At 64.5% G+C, this 20,166-nt stretch carries 19 protein-coding genes; 9 read left to right on the top strand and 10 right to left on the bottom strand.

The genetic code is table 11. The features are described from left to right. Window position 1: 1 nt before the first annotated feature. From AC3G7M_RS13190 to AC3G7M_RS13170, 5 genes are all read right to left on the bottom strand, one after another. The gene (locus tag AC3G7M_RS13190) at window positions 2-1,378 is read right to left on the bottom strand and encodes an APC family permease (RefSeq protein WP_489212517.1); all 1,377 of its coding nucleotides are present in this window, start codon (window positions 1,376-1,378) and stop codon (window positions 2-4) included. A gap of 114 nt (window positions 1,379-1,492) precedes the next feature. After that, a complete protein-coding gene (locus AC3G7M_RS13185; RefSeq protein ID WP_489212516.1) occupies window positions 1,493-2,869 on the bottom strand; it encodes an APC family permease in 1,377 nt (458 codons plus the stop codon). A gap of 117 nt (window positions 2,870-2,986) precedes the next feature. After that, a complete protein-coding gene (locus AC3G7M_RS13180) occupies window positions 2,987-4,357 on the bottom strand; it encodes an aminotransferase (protein WP_489212515.1) in 1,371 nt (456 codons plus the stop codon). A gap of 34 nt (window positions 4,358-4,391) precedes the next feature. After that, entirely contained in the window at window positions 4,392-5,693 is a 1,302-nt protein-coding gene (locus AC3G7M_RS13175; protein WP_489212514.1) for an NAD(P)/FAD-dependent oxidoreductase, read from the bottom strand. A gap of 2 nt (window positions 5,694-5,695) precedes the next feature. Beyond that, window positions 5,696-7,060 (bottom strand): glutamine synthetase family protein, encoded by a 1,365-nt coding sequence (locus AC3G7M_RS13170; protein ID WP_489212512.1) that lies wholly within the window; start codon window positions 7,058-7,060, stop codon window positions 5,696-5,698. A gap of 102 nt (window positions 7,061-7,162) precedes the next feature. Between AC3G7M_RS13170 and AC3G7M_RS13165 the strand changes: the two genes are divergently transcribed. From AC3G7M_RS13165 to AC3G7M_RS13125, 9 genes are all read left to right on the top strand, one after another. Next, window positions 7,163-7,879, top strand: a complete 717-nt coding sequence (locus AC3G7M_RS13165; RefSeq protein WP_489212511.1) for a GntR family transcriptional regulator — start codon at window positions 7,163-7,165, stop codon at window positions 7,877-7,879. 83 nt (window positions 7,880-7,962) lie between these two features. Further along, window positions 7,963-8,754 (top strand): gamma-glutamyl-gamma-aminobutyrate hydrolase family protein, encoded by a 792-nt coding sequence (locus AC3G7M_RS13160; RefSeq protein ID WP_489212510.1) that lies wholly within the window; start codon window positions 7,963-7,965, stop codon window positions 8,752-8,754. Between the two features lie 105 nt (window positions 8,755-8,859). After that, a complete protein-coding gene (locus AC3G7M_RS13155; RefSeq protein WP_489212509.1) occupies window positions 8,860-9,456 on the top strand; it encodes a hypothetical protein in 597 nt (198 codons plus the stop codon). A gap of 161 nt (window positions 9,457-9,617) precedes the next feature. Continuing rightward, window positions 9,618-10,490, top strand: a complete 873-nt coding sequence (locus AC3G7M_RS13150) for an outer membrane protein (RefSeq protein WP_489212508.1) — start codon at window positions 9,618-9,620, stop codon at window positions 10,488-10,490. A 212-nt stretch (window positions 10,491-10,702) separates the two neighbouring features. Continuing rightward, window positions 10,703-10,879: a hypothetical protein gene (locus AC3G7M_RS13145; protein ID WP_489212507.1), complete on the top strand. Its 177-nt coding sequence runs from the start codon at window positions 10,703-10,705 to the stop codon at window positions 10,877-10,879. Between the two features lie 71 nt (window positions 10,880-10,950). After that, window positions 10,951-12,183, top strand: a complete 1,233-nt coding sequence (locus AC3G7M_RS13140) for a putative DNA modification/repair radical SAM protein (protein ID WP_489212505.1) — start codon at window positions 10,951-10,953, stop codon at window positions 12,181-12,183. Continuing rightward, window positions 12,183-13,625 carry a UdgX family uracil-DNA binding protein gene (locus tag AC3G7M_RS13135; protein ID WP_489212503.1) on the top strand — a complete coding sequence of 481 codons (1,443 nt, stop codon included), beginning with the start codon at window positions 12,183-12,185 and terminating at the stop codon, window positions 13,623-13,625. The genes AC3G7M_RS13140 and AC3G7M_RS13135 overlap by 1 nt, the downstream gene beginning before the upstream one ends. Window positions 13,626-13,740: 115 nt before the next feature. Then, entirely contained in the window at window positions 13,741-14,670 is a 930-nt protein-coding gene (locus tag AC3G7M_RS13130; protein ID WP_489212502.1) for a hypothetical protein, read from the top strand. Window positions 14,671-14,868: 198 nt separating this feature from the next. Beyond that, window positions 14,869-15,498: a glutathione S-transferase family protein gene (locus tag AC3G7M_RS13125; protein ID WP_489212500.1), complete on the top strand. Its 630-nt coding sequence runs from the start codon at window positions 14,869-14,871 to the stop codon at window positions 15,496-15,498. A gap of 63 nt (window positions 15,499-15,561) precedes the next feature. Here AC3G7M_RS13125 and AC3G7M_RS13120 read toward each other — a convergent pair whose 3' ends face one another. From AC3G7M_RS13120 to AC3G7M_RS13100, 5 genes are all read right to left on the bottom strand, one after another. Next, entirely contained in the window at window positions 15,562-16,386 is an 825-nt protein-coding gene (locus AC3G7M_RS13120; protein ID WP_489212498.1) for an inositol monophosphatase family protein, read from the bottom strand. Next, on the bottom strand, window positions 16,383-17,678 hold the full coding sequence (gene hflX, locus AC3G7M_RS13115) for a GTPase HflX (RefSeq protein ID WP_489212497.1): 1,296 nt from the start codon (window positions 17,676-17,678) through the stop codon (window positions 16,383-16,385). The genes AC3G7M_RS13120 and hflX overlap by 4 nt, the downstream gene beginning before the upstream one ends. After that, window positions 17,671-17,979: an RNA chaperone Hfq gene (gene hfq, locus AC3G7M_RS13110; protein WP_489212495.1), complete on the bottom strand. Its 309-nt coding sequence runs from the start codon at window positions 17,977-17,979 to the stop codon at window positions 17,671-17,673. Before hfq ends, hflX begins: the two co-directional genes overlap by 8 nt. Window positions 17,980-18,061: 82 nt before the next feature. Then, the gene (locus AC3G7M_RS13105) at window positions 18,062-18,838 is read right to left on the bottom strand and encodes a WecB/TagA/CpsF family glycosyltransferase (protein ID WP_489212494.1); all 777 of its coding nucleotides are present in this window, start codon (window positions 18,836-18,838) and stop codon (window positions 18,062-18,064) included. Window positions 18,839-18,841: 3 nt separating this feature from the next. Continuing rightward, window positions 18,842-20,107: an outer membrane beta-barrel protein gene (locus AC3G7M_RS13100; protein ID WP_489212492.1), complete on the bottom strand. Its 1,266-nt coding sequence runs from the start codon at window positions 20,105-20,107 to the stop codon at window positions 18,842-18,844. Window positions 20,108-20,166 lie beyond the last annotated feature (59 nt).

Below are 20,166 nucleotides of genomic sequence, written 5' to 3'. Positions count from 1 at the left end.
GTTACTCCGCGGCGATCGCCAGCGGCGTGGCGCGGTAGCCGGAGGGGCGGAAGAAAATAATGCCGATCAGCAAGCCACCCACGCCCACGATCTGCGTCACCGTATTGAAGGTCGTGATCGCATAAAGCCCCAGCACGATCAGCGTCACCGCACTCAGCAGCGGGAAGATGGCATAGAGCAGCCAGTCGCCCACCGACTCCCGATACGCGGCGCGGTAGACCCAGAAACCGACCAGCCCGGCGAGGCCATAGTAATAGCAAACCTGGACGGCAATGGCATTCACCGAGTCCGACAGAATAGCGCCGATGCTGGGCAGGAAGCTCGACAGGAAAATCGTCACCAGTCCCAAACCCACCAGGACCACCATGGTGCGAACGGGCGTCAAAGTCCGCTCCTGCACCACACCCAGGGCCGCCGGCATCGCGCGGTCCCGGCCCATGGCATAAAGCGTGCGCGAGAATTGCAGCATCGTCGTCTCCAGCGTGCCGACGCTGGAGAGAATGACCGCGAAGGACGCGGCCAAGGCCCCTGCCCGGCCAAGACCCGACTGCAAAGCGATATGATAGATGATATTGTCTGAGAAGCCCTGAGCGTCCTTCAGGCTGAACAGAAACAGCGCTGCCAGGGTAAAAGCGACGAAATAGCAGATGGTGATGAAGACACTGTAGAAACCGCCATTGCCGGCCGCGTCCGGCGGATGATCATTGGTCTCTTCGCTGAGGTTCGAGGTCACGTCCCAGCCCCAGTAGAAGAAGACGACGACCAGGGCCGAGGCCGCGAAGGTGCCGGGCGCGTAGCCGAGGCCGAACCAGCTCCAGGAGAAATGATTGACCGCACCATGAATGGCCGTATGCACGAAGGCGGCGATCGCGACGACGGTGAGGATGATGAGTTCGAGCGAGGTCATCACGACCTGAATCTTGCTGGTCAACCCGACGCCCGTGATCAGCACCATGCCGATGACGACAAACCACAGCGCACCGATCGCGGTCGTCAAAACCACACTCTGCGCCAAGGACGGATCGATCAGATTGAGCGTCGCAGTGCCAAGCGGCACGCTCCCCGCCACCATGAACACCATCGACGCGACCAGCAGCGCCCAGCCTGAGAGATAGCCCAGGAACTTGCCGAAATATTGCGTCGTCCACTGATAGGCCGCACCCGCATCCGTCATCTTGCGGCTGAGGCCCTTGTAGACGACGGCGATGCCCAGCATCGGGATCGCGAACAGGATGAGCGCGCCGGGCGAGACGGTGCCTGCGGTGCCGAGCAGGGTTGCCGTCGTCACCGCGATGGAGAAACCAGGGGCGCTGCCGCCGATCCCCATGATGACTGACTCCGACAGAGACAGCGCATTCGGCTTGAGTTTGGCCGCCATAATTCCCTGCCCCCATCTCGCGGATGTCACATCACGATTTTGTAACCTTCACCAATTTCATCTCTATTGCCAAGTTCTTATTTTGCGCAGGCCGCGCGGGCACGCGCCGCAGGATCACTCGGCCGGCGCCGCGGCACTGGCCAGCGGGCGATAGCCCTTCGGCCGGAAGAACAAAAGGCCGATCAGCAATCCGCCCACACCCACGATCCGCGTCAGCATGTCGAAAGTGGTGAAGGCATAGATGCCGAGCCCAAATAGCACGATCGCGCTGGCCGCAGGGAAAAGCGCATAGGACAGAAAGGTCATGGGCTCGCCGCGCCAGGTCCCACGATAAGCCCAGAAGGACACGATCCCCGTCAGCCCGTAATAGAAACAGACCTGCACGGCGACGGCATCGACCGAATCGGACAGGATCAGCTTGATCGACGGCAGGAAGCTGGCGCCCAGGATGATGGCCACGCCCGAGACGATCAGCACCATCATGGCGCGGATCGGCGTCTGCGTTGCTGCATCAATGACGCTGAGGCTTGTCGGCAAAGCGCGGTCGCGCCCCATGGCATAGATGGCGCGCGACGATTGCAGCATCGTCGTTTCCAGATTGCCGATGCTGGACAGGATAACCGCGACAGAGGCCGCGAGGGCGCCTATGTGGCCAAGCCCGGCGGTCAGCGCCATATGGTAGATCAGATTGTCCGAAAAACTCTGGCCCTTCTCGGGCCCGAACAGCATGAGCCCGATCACGGCATAGGCCGTGAAATAGCTGATCGTCACGAAAATGCTGTAGAAGCCGCCGCCGCCCGCCGCATCCGGCTGGTCATGCTTGGTCTCCTCACCGAGGTTCGACGTAACATCCCAGCCCCAATAGAAGAAGACGACGAGAAGCGCGGAAGAGGCGAAGCTGCCGGGCGCATAGCCAAAGCCGAACCAGGACCAGGAGAAGGGCAAGGCCGCGCCATGCAGCGCCATATGGATGACGGCGGCGATCAGGATGGTGGTCAGCACCGTCAGTTCGATCACCATCATCACCACCTGCATGATGGCGGTCAGCGTCACGCCCAGAACCAGAACACCGGCGATGGCGAGAAACCATAGGACCGCGATGCCTGAGGTGATCAGCACGTTATCGGTCAGGCCGGGGGCGATGAAATTCAGCGTCTGCGTGCCGAAGGGCAGCGTCGCCGACACCATCGAGACGAGGCCCGATACCAGCAGCGCCCAGCCGGAGAGATAACCCCAGAAACGGCCGAAGGCATCGGTCGTCCATTGGTAATTGGCGCCCGCATCCGGGCGTTTCAGGCTGAGGGCCTTATAGCCCATGGCAATGCCGAGCATGGGCAGGGCGAACAGGACCAGCGCGCCGGGTGACACCAGCCCCGCTGTGCCGAAAAGCGTCGCCGTCGTCACCGCAATCGAAAAGCCCGGCGCACTGCCGCCGATGCCCATGATGAGCGACTCAAGCGTGGAAACGGCATTGGCCCTGAGCGATGCCATCAGCACCTCCTTATTCTTTGGGGGGTGCGTGTATAGGATGGACGCTTGGTGAAGCCATGTGGTGTTTTGATGAATGTCGTGCCGCGCTCCATGCCAGCGCGGCACGACCAGGCTGGGTCAGCCGGCCCGCAGATCGGACCAGGTCTGGTCGATGGCGCGCGCCGCACGCTCCACGACGATGCCCACTTCCTCATCCGAAATGATCAGCGGGGGCGCCAGCACCATCGTGTCGCGGCAGGCGCGCATGACGAGACCACCGGCGGTCGCATGATTGCGGCAGGTCATCCCCACTTTGCGCGACGATGGATAGGGCTTGTGCCCGTCGCGATCTTCGGCGAGTTCGATGGCGATCATCAGGCCGCGGCCGCGGATTTCGCTGACCAGCGGATGGTCGCCCACCGCCGCGCGCAGGCCCGCCAGCAGCTTTTCGCCCTGGGCGGCGGCCGCGCCCACCAGATTCTGTCCCTCGATAATGTCGAGATTGGCAAGTGCCACGGCGCAGGCCACCGGATGACCGGCATAGGTGAAGCCGTGATAGAATTCGCCGCCCTCGTCGATCAGGACATCGGCCACGCGGTCACCGACAAAGGTCGCCGATAGCGGCATATAGCCTGAGGTGATGCCCTTGGCGGTCGTCATCAGGTCTGGCTGAATGTCATAGGCGAAGGAGCCGAACATGGAGCCGAGCCGCCCATAGCCGCAGATGACCTCGTCGGCGATCAGCAGAATGTCGTTCTCACGGCAAATGCGCTGGATTTCCGCCCAGTAGCCGTCAGGCGGGATGATGACGCCGCCGGCCCCCTGGATGGGCTCGCCGATGAAGGCCGCGATCCGGTCCGCGCCGACCTGGTCGATATAGGTCTGCAGGCTGGCGGCCGCACGGCGGCCGAATTCGACCGGTGACAGGTCACCGGCATCGCGCCAGGTATAGGGCGTCATGACCTGATGGAAATCAGGCAGGTCCCCGGCCTGGGCATGCATGTCCCGCATCCCGCCGACCGAGGCGCCGGCGATGGTCGAACCGTGATAGCCGTATTCGCGGCTGACGATGATGCGCTTCTCTGGCTTGCCCAGCAGCTTCCAATACTGGCGCACGATGCGCAGCGCGCTGTCCACCGCTTCCGACCCGGATGAGGCGTAGAAGACATGGTTCAGCCCGGGCGGGCTGAGGCGCGTGAGGCGCTCCGATAGCGCGGCGGCCGGCGCCGTCGTGCTGTTGAAGAAGCAATTGTAATAGGGCAGCGTCGCCATCTGGCGGGCAGCGGCCTCCACAATGGACGGCTGGCTGTAGCCGGCGTTCACGCACCACAGGCCGGCCATGCCGTCCAGCAGGCGGTTGCCCTCGCCGTCCCAGATCCACACGCCCTCGCCGCGCGTGATGACGCGGACGCGTCCCTCATGCAGGGACTTGTGGTCGGTGAAGGGATGCAGGTGATGCGCATTGTCAATGTCGCGCAGCCGGTCGATGTCGTTGGGAATGTCGAGCATTGTTTCTCTCACATGTCTCTGGCCGGCACGATGATCACACCCCTAGCCGGTCGCGCAGGCCATACCACCAGGCGCCGAGCACGGTGAGCGGCACGCGTAAAGCGCGGCCGCCCGGGAAGGGATAATAGGGAAGACCCGCAAAGGTGTCGAAGCGCTCCATACGGCCGCGCACGGCTTCCGCCAGCAGGCGGCCGAGCAGATGCGTCGTTGTCACGCCATGGCCACTGTCGCCATGGCTGAACAGGACATTGGGCGACAGCCGGCCGACATGGGGCACGCGCGTCATGGTCAGGGCGAAATTGCCGCTCCAGGCGAACTCAACCTGTACGCCACGCAGGTCCGGGAAGGTCTTTTCCAGATGGGGCCGGATCTTGCCTTCGATGCTGGCGGGGTCCGTGCCGCCATAGACGATGCCGCCGCCGAACAGCAGCCGGTCATCGGCCGTGCGGCGATAGTAATCCAGCACGTAATTGCAGTCTTCGACGCAGTAATTGCGCGGCAGCAGCCGGTCGAGCAGCGCGGGCTCCAGCGGCACCGTCGTCAGCACCTGGGTCGAGACCGGCATGATCTTGTTCGTCAGGCTCGGCACCGCCTGGCCCAGATAGGCATTGCCGCAGACGAGCACGGTTTTGGCCAATACCCGGCCGCGATCGGTATGGACGGTGACGCCCGCGCCCGTCTCCTCGATCCGCTGCACCGGACTGTCTTCATGGAACACGGCGCCCAGGCGCTCCGCCGCCGCCGCTTCGCCGAGCACGAGATTGAGCGGATGCAGATGCCCGGCCTTATGGTCGATCATGCCGCCGACATAGAGATCGCTTTCCACGATATCGGGCAGGCTCGCCTGATCGACCATTTCAAGCCATTGATGGCCGTACTCGGCCCAGCTTGATTTGACATGCGCAAGTTCGCGCATCTGCCGGTGGTTGAAGGCGGCGAGGAAACCGCCGGGCACGAGGTCGCAATCAATGCCATAGGTCTCGACACGCTCGCGGATGATGTCGCCACCTTCGAGCGACATCGCCCCCAGCGCCCGCGCGCTTGCCTCGCCATAGCGCGACCGGATGACGGCCATATCCCGGCTATAGCCGTTGACGATCTGGCCGCCATTGCGGCCCGAGGCTCCCCAGCCGATCTGCTTCGCTTCCAGCACCACCGCGCGGATGCCGGCTTCCGCAAGAAAGAGAGCCGCAGACGTGCCGGTAAAGCCCGCGCCGATGATGCAGACATCCGCGCTGACATCGCCGACCAGCGGCATGCGGAGCGGCGCCGGATTGCGTGTCGCCGCGTAATAGGATGGCGCGTGGGCCGCGCGGGCGGGAATGGCGGCGGCCATGGTCAGGCGGTCCTCAGATAGGCGTCGTATTCAAATTCCGTGACATGGGCGCGGAACTCCGCAATTTCCTGCCGCTTCACCGCGGCATAGACATGGCGGTAGCGCGTGCCGAAGGCCTTTTCGATGAAGGCCGAGGACTCGAAGCGGCCGAGCGCTTCATCCCAGGTCGCGGGCAGGGTTTCGGCGCCGGACTGGCTATGCTCGCCGTCCAGCGGCTCGGGCGGCACCGCTTCGGTCTCCAGACCGTGCAGAGCGGCAGAGAGGATGATGGCGAGCGTCAGATAGGGGTTGGTATCGGTGCCGGCGACGCGATGCTCGACGCGGGTCGCGGGTCCGGCTTCGATGATGCGGATGGCCGCCGTGCGGTTGTCGATGCCCCAGGTCAGGCGCGTCGGCGCATGGGTCGCGGGCGTCAGGCGGCGATAGGAATTGGCATGCGGGGCCAGCACCAGCATGCTGTCCTTCATCGTATTGAGCATGCCGCCCACCACCTGGCGCAGCTTGCCACCGGGCTCATGGCCTTGGGCGACGAAGATATTGGCCCCTGCCCTGTCGAGCAGGCTGAGATGGGTATGCATGCCGCAGCCGGCGAGGCCGCCATAGGGCTTGGCCATGAAGGTCGCGTCCATGCCGTGGCGGCGCGCCGCCCCTTTGACGATGCGCTTCATCATCACCGTCCAATCCGCCGCCCGCACCACATCATCGGTATGGGTGAAGTTCAGCTCATACTGGTCGGGTCCGTTTTCGCGCACCATGCCGTCCAGCGGAATGCCCTGGTCGGCCGCATAGCGCGCGATATCGGCAAAGATCGCGTCATAGGCATGCAGTTCGTCGATCGCGAGGACGTTCTGCTGCCAGCCCTTGAAGCCCTCGGCATCGGCGCCGTAAGGGCGCGGACGCTCGCCCGCCATCTCCACCGGCTGGATGAAATAGAATTCCAGCTCGGTCGCGACGACCGGGGTCAGCTCGGCCAGCTTGAACCGCTCCAGCACGTTTTCCAGCACCGTGCGCGGATCGGCGAAATACGGGCTGCCATCCTTGTCCACCATGCGCAGCATGACCTGGGTCGCCCGGCGCGACAGCCAGGACACCGGAAGTACCGAGCCTTCGACCGGCCGGCAGAGACCGTCCGGGTCGCCCGTGCCCCAGGCAAGACCGGCCTCGTCGGCGTCCCGGCCCCAGATATCCTGCGCGAAGACCGAGCGCGGCATCAGCACGCCCTTATCGATCACGTCGGCAAGCTTGTCGGCCGGCACCCATTTGCCGCGCGGCACGCCGTTTCCATCCACCAGGAAGGCTTCGACGATCGCCCCGCCCTCGGACTTCTTCGACTTTCCACCCACTGCCACGCGGGGAAGCACCGTCATGATTATCTCCGTATTTGCTTTGCCTATTACCGCACAATGTGATCACATTGTGCAAGTATCTATCCCTGCTATCGATCAGGAAACGCTGCTACAGAGATTCTTATGACTGACGATGCGCCGAAATTGACGATGCCCGCCCGCGTGGCCGGAGAGACGATCCACCAATGGGTCTTTCGGGGTCTCCGACGCGCCATCATGTCGGGTGGCTTTCCGCCCGGTCAGGCCGTGACCATCCGTGGCCTGGCCGAGGCCATGGATGTCAGCGCCATGCCCGTGCGCGAGGCGCTGCGGCGGCTGGTGGCGGAACGCGCGCTGACCCTGCTCGACAATCGCCGTGTGCGCGTGCCCGGCATGACGGCCGACCGTTTCGAGGAATTATTGGCCGCCCGCACCGTGCTGGAGATGGAGGCCGCCGGCCGCGCCCTGCCGCTGATTGACGCGGCGCGCCTGGCCCAGCTGCAGCGCATCGACCAGACCATCGAGGACGCCATCGCCCAGGGTGATTCCGAGACCGTGGTGGCGCAGAATTTCCTGTTTCACCTGACCATGTACAATGCCCGGACGGACAGCGTTCTGGTGCCGCTGATCGAATCCGTCTGGCTGCAGACCGGACCCTTCATGCGCGCGGCGCTGGAGGACTTCCCGGCCGAGGATGATGGCTACGACTATCATCAGGTGGCGCTGACCGCGATTGCGGAAGGCGACGAACAGGCCTTGCGCCGGGCCATTGCGAGCGATATCCGCACCGGCATCGGACATTTGGTGCGCTCAGGCCGGATGCTGCCGGTGGCCAAGGTGCCGGCGGGTGCCGCCGCCTGACGGCAGAGTTGCAGCGACGTCTATCGGCGCCGGGATGGGCGCTACCTAGATAATCACATGATGGGTAATAAGGATCAGCTTTGATGCGCAGGCCGGTGATTGGGTTCGTATGCGACGTGACGGCGGTTTCCGGCCATCCCGCGCATCTCGTGGTGGAGAAATATCTGGCAGCCGTCGCGGCCGGCGCCAATGCGCAGCCCATCCTGCTGCCCGGCCGGATCTCGGACGTTGACGGCAATCCGCTGGCCCAGTCCATCGACTATGCCGAAATCCTGGATCTGGTGGACGGTATCTTCCTGCCCGGCAGCCCGTCCAACGTCGCCCCCGCCCTCTACGGCCGCCCGCCGGAGGATCAGGTGCTGCCGTCCGATCCCAACCGCGATGCGCTGTCCATCGGCCTGATCCGCGCGGCTTTCGAGGCCGGCGTGCCCATGCTCGGCGTCTGCCGCGGCTGCCAGGAGATGAATGTGGCCTTCGGCGGCTCGCTGCATCCGAAGCTGCATGAGGTCAGCGCCGGCGATCTGGACCACCGCTATGACAAATCCCTGCCCATTCCCGATCAATATGCACCCGTGCATGACGTGGCGCTTGAGCCCGGCGGACTGTTTTCCGGCTGGGTCGGCGGTGATACCAGCTGGCGGGTCAATTCCCTGCATGAACAGGGCGTCGACCGGCTGGCGCCGGGCATGGTGGTCGAAGCCCGCGCACCGGATGGTGTCGTCGAAGCCTTCCGTCATCCGGGCGCCAAAACCTTCACCACGGCCATTCAGTGGCACCCGGAATGGCGTTTTGGGGAGGATGCCTTATCGACCGCCATCTTCCGCGCCTTTGGCGACGCGGCGCGCGCGCGCATGGAAAGCCGCCGCAGCCGCTGATCGTCGCTTGCGTTTCGGCCGGCCGGGGCCATTGTGAGTGGCACGGCCGGACGTCATCCGCTATCCGCCGGATGGCAGGGCGATCGGCCGCCTTCGGAGGATTGGATGCGCCCTTTCTATGTCGCCGCGGCTGCCATCAGCATCATGCTTCTCGGCGGAAGTGCCGCCTCGGCCGCATCAGGCCACCGCGCCCGCGGCAGCATCGTCTCCATCTCGCCGCAGCAGATCGTGGTCGATAGCCTGACGGGGGCCAGCGCGACCTTCGCCATCACGCCGGATACCGGCTTTGCCGCGGAACGGCCGCTGGCGCTCTCGGCCATCCAGCCCGGCAGCTATATCGGCAGCGCTGCCGTCTCGGACGGGCCTGGGCGGTTGCGCGCCCTGGAAGTGACGGTCTTTCCGCCCAGCATGAAGGGGGTGGGGGAAGGTCACTATGCCTGGGACCTAACACCCCATAGCAGCATGACCAACGGCACCGTCGGCGATCTGAAGCATGCCGACGGCGATGTGCTGACGGTGACCTATAATGGCGGGCAGCAGACCATTCTGGTGCCGCCCGGCACGCCTATCGTCACCGTTGGCCCCGGCACCTACGCGGCGCTGCAGCCCGGCATGAAAGTGGTGGTTTTTCCCGATCCCAAAAACCCGACAGCCGCCGGACGGATCGCCTATGGTGAAGATGGTCTTACCCCGCCGCAGTAATTCCGCATTTGGTTACGTTTCATAAACGAGTTATGAACCCTCCCTTCAGGTCATCGCGCTAGGTTTCGTACGGCACCGGTCGGCACCGGCACTGGCACGAAGGTAGGACGATGGCACTGAACCGCGATAGAACGCGTCTGCGGCGGCTTTGCCGGATTGCCGTGTCACTGATTGTCATGACGACGGCCATGGCGACACGGCAAGCCAGGGCTCAGTCGTGGCAAAGCAATCTTGAGGTGCCGACAGGCGCCTTTTTCGGCGGTATCGGCTTCGGCATCAACCGGGTCAATTTCGGGCATCAAAGCCTCTACGCCATCGGCACATCAAAGAACTACGCCGACGGCAATCTCGTCTCCATCGGGTCGGCCTGGGGACCTGGTTCGGTCGATCCCTCCAATGCGACGACCGCAAGCCCGGAACTCCGCTTCGGCTATTACCGTCGCATCGGCACCAGTCCCTGGCTTTGGGGCTTCAAGGTTTCCTACGCGGACCTCCAGGCTGAGGAGACATCCATCAATGTCGGCATTCTCCAGGCCGGGGTGATTGCCTATGCCTCGCCGCGCAGCCTGCAGAGCTTTACCGGTGTCGCGGTCATGCAAAGCTATCAGGTGAAGGCGGACAGCCGTTTCAGCGCCGGCCCCTTCATCGGCTATACGATCGGGCCGGGTTTTCTCTATCTGGGTGTCGGTGGCACCATGACGCATGCCGAGACCGATCTGAACGATCTCGTCGGCTATGCCACCATCAACGGGCAGAACGTGAACGTCTCCGGCGCGCCGCAGAGTTTTGCGAGTTCGGGCTGGGTCTTGGGCGCGGGTGTCACGCTCGGCGCCAGCTATTTCGTCGCCCGAAACTGGTTCGTCGACCTCGCCTATAGCTTTGCCGAAACGGCGGCCCAGATCGGGCGCTATCAGTCCAGCTTCACCAACAGCACAACCAATCCTGGCGTGATCACGACCGGCAATCTCTATGGCCAGTCGTCGGAGAAGATCATGACCAATAGCATCACGCTGACCTTTAATCGCGCGTTTTAGAATTTGTCAGTTTCGGTCAGAATCACCACACAACGCCGTCATACCCGCGAAAGCGGGTATCTTCTGACGGCGCGGCGCCATTCCGCGCCACCCTGGCTCTTCCCGGTGCGGCAGTCCTTTGGTGGGCTCGCCCTCACTCTCTATGACCGCGGCAAGGGTATCACGGGCCGATCTCAACAGCGTTCGCGCTGAATCGCTGCGGTCGCTGCCTGATGTCCAGCCGGTGGGCCAGCCGATCGGCCGCCGGCCTCTTCCCCGGCGACGGCTGGACCTATTACGGGCTGTGGCGGCTTGATCGGCGGCTGGGCCTGCCGGAGACGCAGGACAAGGCGAATTACGACAGAACCTGGCTTGTTCCGGCCGCGCCGCCCGATTTTCCGCATATGTGAAAGCCGCCGCTCACAGCGCTGTGTCAGCGCCGTCGCTTGCGCGACAGGTTGAGAACAAATATAGAACAAGAATGCCCAGGTCATTCAAGGAACGGCTCGCCATCCTGTCGGATGCCGCCAAATACGACGCCTCCTGCGCGTCGAGCGGCACGTCGCGGCGGGAGTCGAAGGGCAAGGCCGGGCTGGGCTCCACGGAAGGCAGCGGCATCTGCCATGCCTATGCGCCGGACGGGCGCTGCATTTCCCTGCTCAAAATCCTGCTCACCAATTTCTGCATCTATGACTGCGCCTATTGCATCAACCGGTCCTCCAGCAATGTCGAGCGCGCGCGCTTCACGCCGGAGGAAGTCGTCTGGCTGACGCTGGAATTCTACCGGCGCAATTATATCGAAGGCCTGTTTCTCTCCTCCGGCATCATCCGCTCCTCCGACCATACGATGGAAGACATGGTGCGCGTGGTGCGGGACCTGCGGGTTCAGCACAATTTCCGCGGCTATATTCATCTCAAGACCATCCCCGAAGCCTCGCCCAAACTGATCGAGGAAGCCGGGCTTTACGCAGACCGCCTCTCCATCAATGTCGAATTGCCGAGCGACGCCTCCCTCGCCGCGCTGGCGCCGGAAAAGAAGCCGGCCGGAATCCGGCGCGCCATGGCCGATTTGCGGCTGCATATCGAGGGCGCGGCAGATCCCACGTTGCAGACCAAGCGGCGGCAGCGCTTCGCCCCGGCCGGTCAATCGACCCAGATGATCATCGGCGCCGATGCGACGAATGACGCGGCAATCCTCGGCGCCAGTGCCCGGCTTTACGGCAGTTACGCCATGCGCCGGGTCTATTACTCGGCCTTCAGTCCCATCCCTGATGCCTCCAGCCGGCTGCCGCCCGCCCGTCCGCCGCTGGCGCGCGAGCACCGGCTGTATCAGGCCGACTGGCTTTACCGCTTCTACGGATTTTCGGTGGAGGAAGTGACGGAGGGGCGGCCCGACGGGATGCTGGACCTGGCACTCGATCCCAAACTCGCCTGGGCGCTGGCCCATCGCGGTGATTTCCCGGTGGACGTCAACCGGGCCGAGCGGCCGATGCTGCTGCGCGTGCCGGGCCTGGGCGTCAAAGCCGTCAACGCGATCATTACCTCGCGCCGCCATCGGCGCCTGCGGCTGGACGACCTCGCGCGGCTGCGTGTCTCGCTGAAGAAGGTAAAGCCTTTCATCGTCGCCGCAGGCTGGACACCGGGGCGCCTGACCGACAGCGCCGATCTGGCCGTGCTCATCCAACCGGCGGCCGAGCAGTTGACGCTGTTCTGATGGAGGCCGTCCTGCTCCGCGGCCGTGGCGATTTCGATGAATGGCGCCGTGCCGCCCGCCAGCTTCTGGCGCGTGGCATCAAGCCCGAAGTGGTTGTTTGGTCTACCGAAGATGGCGGCACTCTGTTCGCCGCGGACCCGCCGCCCGCCGCGCCAGACCGTCCGGGCAAAAATGTGCCGAAAGCCTTCGTCGCTCTCGCCGAGACCGTCATCTGTCATAGCGACCCTGCCCGCTTCGCCCTGCTCTACCGCGTGCTCATCCGCCTGCAGACGGAGCGCGGGCTGCTGGGCGTGGCCACGGATGCCGATATCGCGTCCCTGCACAAGCTTGAGAAATCCGTGCGCCGGGACTGCCACAAGATGACGGCCTTCGTGCGGTTCCGTGAAGTGCCGGCATCGGCAGACACGACCAGGCGTCGCTTCGTCGCCTGGTTCGAGCCTGACCATTTCATCCTGGCCCGCATCGCGCCCTTCTTCGCGCGCCGTTTCGCCGATATGGACTGGCTGATCCTGACGCCCAAGGGCAGCATCGCCTGCGCGGAGGGCGAGGTTGTGCTCTCCGATGACCCGGCCATCAAGCCGGCGCTGGATGACCCGACGGATGCTCTGTGGCTCACCTATTACGCCTCCATCTTCAATCCGGCGCGTCTCAAGGTGCGCGCCATGCAGTCTGAAATGCCCAAGAAATACTGGAAGAACCTGCCCGAAGCCGGGCTGATCCCAGATCTGATCGCGGGCGCGCCGGCGCGGGTCGCCGCCATGGCGGCACAGCAGATGCAGGCGCCCCCGCCTGCCTTTCACGCCAGAATTCACCAGCGCCAGAACAATGAGCCATCATCGCCCCCGCTGCCCGGCCTGGCGGCCTTGCGACAGGAGGCGGCCAGCTGCACGCGCTGCGCGCTGCATTGCCAGGCGACGCAGACGGTTTTCGGCGAAGGGCCCGATCGTGCCGATCTCATGATCGTGGGGGAGCAGCCCGGCGACCGCGAGGACCTGGCCGGACGGCCTTTCGTGGGTCCCGCCGGACAGCTGTTCGATCGGGTTCTGGGTGACACCGCAATCGACCGCGCCCGCGTCTATGTCACCAATGCGGTCAAGCATTTCAAGTTCGCGCCAAGCGGCAAGCGGCGCATTCACCAGAAGCCGGACTCGGGAGAGATTGAGACATGCCGCTGGTGGCTGCAGCAGGAGCTGGATATCGTGCAGCCGCGTCTGGTGATCGCCATGGGCAAGACCGCGCTCTATGCCCTGACCGGCGCGCAAGGGCGGCTCGCCGATACGCGCGGCAGGGTGATGAACTGGCAACCGGACCGCAGCCTGATCGCGACGGTGCATCCCTCCTACCTGCTGCGCCTGCCTGACCGTGCCGCGCAGGAACGCGAGACGGGGCGGTTTCTCGCTGATCTTCTCACGGCGCAGGCATGGCTTGAGCCGCCTCGCTGAGCGGGCGTAAAGGCCGCTTTCACAATATGCCACCTAAAATAGCCAGAGACGGAACGATCGTTAAAGCATACCAAAGACGCTCAACCTTCAGGTGCCCCAGGTGATGATTGCGACCGTGACATCTGCGAAGACCGCGCGCCGGCGCGCCCGCTCGGTCCGATATCGGGGCCTTGGCGTAGCAGCCGTCTGTGTAAGCGCAGTGCTGGCGGCACGGCCTGCTTTCGCGCAGGCGGAAGCCAGTTGGGCGGCGCCCGATCACGCCTTCTTCGGTGGTGTGGGCGCCAGCTATAATCATACCAATTTCGGCACGCAGGATATCTACGCCGTCGGAACCTCTGACAATTACTCAAACGGTCAGCTTGTGTCCTCCGGCACGGCGGCTGGGCCGGGCACCGTCTCCCTGTCCTCCCCGTCGTCTGCAAGTCCCAATGTGCAGCTGGGATATTTCCAGCATTTTACCAACAGCCCTTGGCTGTGGGGTGCGAAATTCTCCTATACGGATCTGTTTGCGAGCGCGACCGAGGGCGATGTCGGCATTCCGCAAGCTGGCGCCTTCACCTATACGGACGGCCATGCGACCGTTCCGTTCACCGGCGTGGCCGTCGTCAATTCCTACAAGACGCAGGCCAATAGCCGGTTTTCGCTGATGCCCTTCGTCGGTCGGTCTTTCGGCAAAGGCTTCGTCTATATCGGCATGGGCGCCACGCTGACCCAGACAAAAACTGATCTGAACGGTCTGGTCGGCTACGCCGAAATCAATGGCGTCAATACCAATGTCTCCGGTGCGCCGCAGAACTTTTCCAGCTCCGGCTGGATCTTGGGCGGCGCCGTGGACCTCGGCGTCACCTACTTCCTGACACCCACCTGGTTCGTCGATCTGGACTATACCGCCGCCAAAACTGCCACGCAGACGGGCAATTATTCCTCAACCTTTGTCAACTCGACGACCAATCCCGGTGTCACGACGGATGGCACGCTGGTCGGCAGTTCGTCTGAGAATATCGTGACCCAAAGCGTGACGATCACCTTCAATAAGGCGTTCTGAGCGACTGCAGGAGGAGACGCACGGCCGCTGGTATCGTTGGTCTCGGCAACGCTCTATGCCCTGACCGGCGCACAGGGGCGGCCCGCTTCCGCGACGATCTGGTGACAGCCGGGGAATGGCTCAATTCCGGGCGCCATTCGGCGTTGAATGCCGCGCCATCATGACCAGCTATGGCAGGCAGACAGGAAGAACGATCAGATGACACACCAGATCACGCTATGGGGCTTCAGCGGCTCCACCTATGTGCGCACCATCCGCATGCTGCTCGCGGAAAAAGGCGTCTCCGACTACGAGCAGGTTCCGGTCGATGTGCTCAAGGGTGAACCGAAACAGCCTGAGCATCTGACCCGCCATCCCTTCGGCAAAGTACCGGTGGTGGAGGTTGACGGCTTCCGCGTGATCGAAACCGCGGCCATCGCCCGCTATCTCAATGCGATCCTGCCGGGTTCGTCCCTGGTGCCGGCATCGGCCAAGGATGCGGCGCGGATGGATATGCTGACCAATATCATCGATTCCTATGGCTATGGCGCGCTGCTCGGCGTGGTCGGCTATCACCTGTTCCCGGATTTCATCGGCGGCCAGAACCATGAGGCCCATCATGCAGCCCTTGAGAAGAGCCGCCTGGTCGTGCGGGAAATCGTCCGCATCCAGGGCCAGTCGCCCTGGCTGGCGGGGGATGAGATCAGCCTGGCTGACCTCTATCTCGCGCCCATCATGGCCTATATGGCGCTGACGCCCCATGCCGATGAGTTTCTGAAAGACGGCCCGCTGGCCAGCTGGTGGCAGCTTGTCTCGGCCCGCGACAGTTTCAAAGCCACCGCGCCCTGAAGCGCCGACCGGCTGCCGATGTCTGCGGCATCATCCGCAGGCATCGGCGTGCCGACAGTCACATCACTCCATCAACGCTCTGACCAAATCCCAGGCGGCGCGATCGGGGGCGAGGATGATGCCCCCGGTCGTCTCGGTCGGCGTATAGGGCGTGCCGTCCAGCCGGGCCGAGTAGCCCCCGGCCTCGCGATGGATCAGCCAGCCCGGCGCATGATCCCAGGGCATCATCCGGCCGAACACCGCGACATGGGAGAAGCCCTGCGCCAGCAGCCGGTATTCATGCGCCGCGTTGCGATAGTCCCAGCTTGTCGCCACATCCGGCAGGCGCGACAGCAGATTGCGGCGCTGCGGCTCGGGCAGATAGCGCCAGCCGAAGGCGCCGGTCATCTGGGCGACCGGCACACTCTCCGCAACGCGCAGATCGGTGCGTCGCCCGGCCGGCGTTTCCATCCACGCCCCCTCGCCCCGCAGCGCCAGCGCCGCGTCATCGCCGATCGGGTCATGAATGATGCTGGCGACAATCTCGCCCCGCACCATCGCGGCCGCCATCACGCCGAACAGCGGCAATCCTGCCGCGAAATTCGCGGTGCCGTCGATCGGGTCCAGCACGAAGGAGAGATCGGCATCGCGGATTCGGCCAAGCAGGCTCGGATCAGCCGCCGTCGCTTCCTCGCCCACCACCAGCGCGCCAGGAAAAAGCCTGTGGATGCCGGCGGTGATGACACGCTCAGCCGCCTCGTCCGCATCCGTCACCAGATCGAGCGGGCCGGACTTCGTGCGCACGCCGCAACTGTCGAACTGACGGAAACGGGGCAGCACTTCCTGGATCGCCGCCTCACGCATCAACCGCCACAGATCGCCCAGCTGGCCAGCCGACAGCGCCGTCATGTCATGGCCTCGAACCGGGCCCGGTCAGCGGGCAGCATGCGAACGGTCACGCGAATCGCCTCCTCCTGATCTTCCCGCGCCAGTACTTCCCCATGACGGTAAAGCCAGGCGAGCTTCGCCCCGTCGGACGCGGGGATATCGAACGAAGCCACTTCCTTGGCGCTCGCCAGACGCTCATCGATCGCCAGGCGCAGTTGGTCCAGCCCCTCGCCACTCAACGCGGAGATAGGCACGGCGGCGCCACCTTCCACGAGTCCCGGCACTTCGCTGATGCCGCCGAGCAGGTCGGCCTTGTTCAACACATCGAGCGTGCGGCGCGGCCAGTCGGCATCCAGCGCGCCGTCGCGCACCATGGCATTCAGCACGCCCAGCACATCCGCCTTCTGCGCGGCCGTATCGGGATGGGCGATATCGCGCACATGCAGGATGACATCGGCCTCGGCCACCTCTTCCAGTGTCGCGCGGAAGGCGGCCACCAGTTCGGTCGGCAGGTCGCTGATGAAGCCCACGGTGTCGGACAGGATGGCCGGGCCGCCCGACGGCAGCGCGATTGTGCGCATGGTCGGGTCTAGCGTCGCGAACAGCTGGTCCTCGGCATGCACCGTCGCCCCGGTCAGGGCGTTGAACAGGGTCGATTTGCCGGCATTGGTATAGCCGATCAGAGCGATGATCGGATACGGCGTGCGGCGCCGCGCCTCCCGGTGCAGGCCGCGGGTGCGGCGCACTTCCTCGATCTCGCGCTTCAGCCGCGCCATGCGCACGCTGATCATGCGCCGGTCAGCCTCAATCTGGGTCTCACCCGGACCGCCCAGGAAGCCGAAGCCGCCGCGCTGACGCTCCAGATGGGTCCAGGACCGCACCAGGCGCGACCGCTGATAGTCAAGATGGGCGAGTTCGACCTGCAGGGCGCCTTCCTTGGTGCGCGCCCGCTCGCCGAAAATATCCAGGATAAGGCCGGTGCGGTCGATGACCTTGCAGCCCCATTCCTTCTCCAGGTTGCGCTGCTGCACCGGGCTCAGCGCCGTATCCATGACGACGAGATCGACCTCATGCGCCTTCAGATCGGCATGCACCATCTCCACCTGGCCTTCGCCGAGCAGTGCGGAGGGCCGGCGGCGGCGCAGCGGCATGATGGCCGAATGGACGATGACAAGGCCGATGGAGGCAGCGAGGCCCATGGCCTCGGCAAGCCGTGCTTCCGCGGAACGGCGGCTGTCGCTGGCCTCCTCCCGTTCCCAGGGCAGGATGACGGCAGCCCGCGTGGGGGCGCCGCCAACGACCGGTTCACTCATACGAGGCTGATGCGCCGCTGACTGTCAGCACGTCACGGGCCGGGGCAGCGACGGCCCCTTCAGGCTTCCCGACCGGGTCGAAGAGCTGGATCGGAGCGCCCGGCATCACCGTGCTGATCGCATGCTTGTAGACGAGCTGGGTATGCCCATCGCGCCGCAGCAGGACGGAAAAGTTGTCGAACCAGGTGATGATGCCCTGCAGCTTCACCCCGTTCACCAGAAACACCGTAACCGGCGTCTTGTTCTTTCGCACATGGTTCAGGAACACGTCCTGAACATTCTGCGCCTTATCAGTGGCCACCGACCTATCCTTTTTGTTGTTGCCTTGACGGCATCGATTCTTCACGCCCATGCGTGGCAGGCGTTGTGATGCAAAAGCTGTACTACACCGGGGGGCCAGGCATCCAGCTTGGGGGCCTGGCCTCGCGGCTTTGTCGTCGCTCCAGGACCAAAAACCGCAAAACCGCCCAATCATCAACCAGATACCGCTTCCATAAACGTTCTGGTTCCTGGCTTAAGCGGAATAGCCATTCCAGGCCAAGCCTGCGCATCAGGCGCGGCGCGCGACGTTTGTGGCCCAGCCAGAAGTCCAGCCCCGCACCGATGCAAAGCCCCAAGCCGGTCGCCCTGTCGTCGGAAGCTATTGCCCGCGCAAGCATTTCCTGAACCGGAGAGCCGAGCGCCAACAGGGTGAAGCGGGCCGGATGGCTGCCCGCAAAAGCGGCAGCCGCGGCAAAGCCCGCCCCATTGTGGAGAAGGCCCATCGGTGGCGCGTGATGGGCGATTGTAACCTCCGGCAGGCGATGTTGCAGTGCAGCTACGCCCTCAGAGCAGAGGCCGATGACCGTCAGGCGGTCTCCGGCTTGCAGATGGCAGTCCAGCAGTCGGGCCACAATATCGGCACCTGCCGCGACGCGGGGCAAATGGAGGCCGAGCAGACCGCCCAGACGCGCAATCGCCTGGCTGTCGAGGCACCGCCACCGCGCCTGCCTGTACAGCTCCCGCAGCCCCGGCCGGCGGGCCAGGCGGACGAAATGATCGGCATTGGGCGTCACCAGATAGGCGAAGGGTGCCGAGGCCGGGCGGGCGGCGAGCAGCCCGGCGACCGCCGCCGCGTCGAGATCGAGCAGCCGCAGCCCCAGCAGCGGGACCTCGCGCATCGGTCACATCCCCGCCGTGATGGAGAGGAGAAACGCATCCTCGCCATACGGAGTGCTGGTGACGCCGTGATGATCGCTCAGCGTGATGCCAGCCTCGGCTCGCAACGTGGTGTTGACCAGCCAAAGCAGACTGCTGCGGCCGCTGACGATGGTCTGCACGGAGCCATCGGCATAATTCGCCCGCTCGATATCGCTGCCGAGATGGAGAATGAGATGACGGTTGATCTCATGATCCATGGCGATGCCACCGACCGTCGCGACATAGCCGCCCACGCCTTCTTCCTGCGCGTCTTCGATCTTGCGCAGAAGGGCCACGTGCCAGGTCGTGCGTTCGCTCGGCTGCCAGGTCAGCGCGAGTTCGGCCAGCGGCACATACTGGTCCTGATAGGGCTGACTATAGATCCGCGTGCCCATGCCCAGCGCCACGCGCCAGCCCCAGATTCCGTCCAGGTCATGCTCGAGTCCGGCCAGCACCGAGCCGCCGATGAAATCCCGCGGCGGCTGGCCGTATGTCTCGTTCGGGTAATGCGCCCCCGCACCGCGCAAAACGAGCTGCAGGCGATTGGGATCATCGAAACCCATGATGCCGTAGGACAGCGTCAGCCCCGTCTCCGCCACCAGCCGGTCGCGATAGGATTGCGGCGCGGGCAGACCGTTGATCGTCGTGCTGCCGAAGGTGAAGCGGGTGACATCGACGCTCGGTTCCAGCACCAGCCGGGCCGGTGGCGTCAGCGCGCTGAGGCGCAATGCGTCGACGCTGTAGGGCAGCGGCGTGTCGTAATTCGCCGCGTCCAGAGCATTGTCGTTTTCATGCAGGGCGAAATGCGCGGCAGCCGCCGTCACCTTGCAATCGGCGATGTCGACGGTGCCGCCCACCGCCGCCGTCCAGTCGGTCATGGACTGGTCGGGTGCCTGCAGATAGCGGGTATTGGTGGCGGACGTGACGGCGCCGAGCGCCGTATCGCCGTCGGTCGAGGTCAGCGTCACCGAGGGCGCCGTCGTGATCGTCCAGCTCGGCCGCTGCCCGGCCAGAATGGCACTGTCATAGCCGGTGCTTTCCGTCACCTGCGGGTGCAGCAGCTCGGCGCCCAGGGGAATATTCTGCCAGGCGGTATCGGTCTGAATGCGCGAGGTGACGGAGACGCCGGCCGCCGTATCGAAGCCCGGCACATCGCGCGGATAGGCGCTGTCGATCAGCTGGGCGCGCGCCTCATGCGCGGCCATGGCCGCCCCCGCCAAGGGCGGCAATAGCAGCAGAAGCCGGGTCATGCGGCGCTGGCGCAAGGCGGTATCCGCTCAAGAGATCCCCATCACTCTGGTCTTTTCGT

This window comes from Acidisoma sibiricum (assembly GCF_057837225.1).
This window is presented reverse-complemented; position numbering and strand designations above follow the sequence as displayed.

Bases quoted from the DNA above. Each gene is read 5' to 3' on its own strand.
- hflX (WP_489212497.1), bottom strand. From the start codon at position 17,678: ATGAGTGAACCGGTCGTTGGCGGCGCCCCCACGCGGGCTGCCGTCATC.
- AC3G7M_RS13175 (WP_489212514.1), bottom strand. From the start codon at position 5,693: ATGGCCGCCGCCATTCCCGCCCGCGCGGCCCACGCGCCATCCTATTAC.
- AC3G7M_RS13140 (WP_489212505.1), top strand. From the start codon at position 10,951: ATGCCCAGGTCATTCAAGGAACGGCTCGCCATCCTGTCGGATGCCGCC.
- AC3G7M_RS13145 (WP_489212507.1), top strand. From the start codon at position 10,703: ATGTCCAGCCGGTGGGCCAGCCGATCGGCCGCCGGCCTCTTCCCCGGC.
- AC3G7M_RS13155 (WP_489212509.1), top strand. From the start codon at position 8,860: ATGCGCCCTTTCTATGTCGCCGCGGCTGCCATCAGCATCATGCTTCTC.
- AC3G7M_RS13100 (WP_489212492.1), bottom strand. From the start codon at position 20,107: ATGACCCGGCTTCTGCTGCTATTGCCGCCCTTGGCGGGGGCGGCCATG.
- AC3G7M_RS13165 (WP_489212511.1), top strand. From the start codon at position 7,163: ATGACTGACGATGCGCCGAAATTGACGATGCCCGCCCGCGTGGCCGGA.
- AC3G7M_RS13185 (WP_489212516.1), bottom strand. From the start codon at position 2,869: ATGGCATCGCTCAGGGCCAATGCCGTTTCCACGCTTGAGTCGCTCATC.
- AC3G7M_RS13170 (WP_489212512.1), bottom strand. From the start codon at position 7,060: ATGACGGTGCTTCCCCGCGTGGCAGTGGGTGGAAAGTCGAAGAAGTCC.
- AC3G7M_RS13120 (WP_489212498.1), bottom strand. From the start codon at position 16,386: ATGACGGCGCTGTCGGCTGGCCAGCTGGGCGATCTGTGGCGGTTGATG.
- AC3G7M_RS13105 (WP_489212494.1), bottom strand. From the start codon at position 18,838: ATGCGCGAGGTCCCGCTGCTGGGGCTGCGGCTGCTCGATCTCGACGCG.
- AC3G7M_RS13180 (WP_489212515.1), bottom strand. From the start codon at position 4,357: ATGCTCGACATTCCCAACGACATCGACCGGCTGCGCGACATTGACAAT.
- AC3G7M_RS13190 (WP_489212517.1), bottom strand. From the start codon at position 1,378: ATGGCGGCCAAACTCAAGCCGAATGCGCTGTCTCTGTCGGAGTCAGTC.
- AC3G7M_RS13135 (WP_489212503.1), top strand. From the start codon at position 12,183: ATGGAGGCCGTCCTGCTCCGCGGCCGTGGCGATTTCGATGAATGGCGC.
- AC3G7M_RS13160 (WP_489212510.1), top strand. From the start codon at position 7,963: ATGCGCAGGCCGGTGATTGGGTTCGTATGCGACGTGACGGCGGTTTCC.
- AC3G7M_RS13125 (WP_489212500.1), top strand. From the start codon at position 14,869: ATGACACACCAGATCACGCTATGGGGCTTCAGCGGCTCCACCTATGTG.